The sequence below is a fragment of the Streptomyces sp. NPDC059900 genome, from assembly GCF_050270335.1.
Classification (GTDB): domain Bacteria; phylum Actinomycetota; class Actinomycetes; order Streptomycetales; family Streptomycetaceae; genus Streptomyces.
Genome location: NZ_JBNNJZ010001153.1, coordinates 1 through 1114, shown reverse-complemented (window position 1 = coordinate 1114; position 1114 = coordinate 1). Strand labels below are relative to the sequence as shown.

1 protein-coding gene and 2 pseudogenes are annotated in these 1114 nt (G+C 70.0%); 2 read left to right on the top strand and 1 reads right to left on the bottom strand.

Going from position 1 to position 1114, the window contains the following annotated elements:
• Both ACQKIP_RS48010 and ACQKIP_RS48005 read left to right on the top strand, forming a co-directional pair.
• Window positions 1-258 (top strand): annotated as a pseudogene (locus ACQKIP_RS48010) (NmrA family transcriptional regulator); the annotation flags it as partial.
• A 99-nt stretch (window positions 259-357) separates the two neighbouring features.
• Complete coding sequence (locus ACQKIP_RS48005) at window positions 358-801, top strand: hypothetical protein (RefSeq protein WP_365855939.1); 444 nt, start codon at window positions 358-360, stop codon at window positions 799-801.
• 16 nt (window positions 802-817) lie between these two features.
• On the opposite strand, the pseudogene ACQKIP_RS48000 reads toward ACQKIP_RS48005, so the two are convergent.
• Window positions 818-1114: pseudogene (locus ACQKIP_RS48000) on the bottom strand (HAD domain-containing protein); the annotation flags it as partial.

Genomic DNA, 1114 nt, shown 5'->3' with positions numbered 1-1114 from the left:
CCCGAGGGCATGGCACGGGTCATCTCCGAGGTCCTCGAACGCCCGGTCCGCGTGCGGCAGACCAGCTGCGCGGACTACAAGGCGACGATGCTGCGCCACGGGGCGAGCGAGGCCTGGGCGCAGGGGCTTGCCGACATGACGCAGGCCCTGAACTCCCTGGGTTTCTACGGCGCCGACGCGCCGCAGACCCCGCAGTACGCGCCCACCGGCTTCCGCCAGTGGTGCCAGGAGGTGCTCAGGCCTGCGGTTCTGGCCTAGGGTCCTGCGGTCCTGACCTGGAGTCCTGCAGTCCCGGCCGAGGGGTGCGGCAGCGAAAAGGCCATGCCCCGTGCCGAACTGCACCGATAGGTTTGCCTCATGGCCGAACCCACCGGTGGCACTGACTCCGACTCGACGTTCGTACGGGGCATGGCCATCTTTTCCGCCGTCATCACCGCCACTCTTTACCTCCTTGGCCTCGTGGCCATCGGGCTGGCCGTCAGCGAGGTCGGGGAAGGCGCGGACTCCACGCCCATGCACCAGTGCCGCTACACCTCCCATCGTCCGGCCGGGGCACAGGTGTTGGAGCACGACGTGCGGTTCCTGCCGTTGCACGTGATGTGCCGTACCACCGACGGTCGGGCCTTCACCGCTCCGGTCGTTCCGTCCTGGCTCAACCCCGCCCTCGCGGCGTCCTTCGCGAGCACTGTCGCGTTCACGGCCGGCGCCTTCCTCCAGGCGAACCGGCGGGCGGCGGCACGGCACGAACACGCAGACGCGCAACAGGCCCGCCCGGCCGCCGAGCGGGCATCCGATACATGATCAGACGTGTGCGTGATCAGACGTGCCCGCGCTGCATCCGCAGCCAGGCCTCGATGACCGCGTAGTCCTCGTCCGTGATACCCCGCCGGGGATCGATCCGGCGCAGCAGGGCCGGTCCTGAGTGGTGTGCCTCCACCCGGGCGGCGTCGGCGTCGGTGATCTCGTCGTCGACCCAGGCGAAGGGCCGTCCGGCCGCCCAACTGATGAGCGGGCGGGTCTTCCAGTGCAGTCCGTTTCGCTCGTCCTCGTCGGCCGGTTCCGGCCAGCGCACCAGCGGCAGTTGCGGAAGGCCCAGCCAGGGCGCGATGCATTC

What these genes read in the sequence shown, in the direction of transcription:
- ACQKIP_RS48005 (WP_365855939.1), top strand. Translation starts at nt 358, where the DNA reads ATGGCCGAACCCACCGGTGGCACTGACTCCGACTCGACGTTCGTACGG.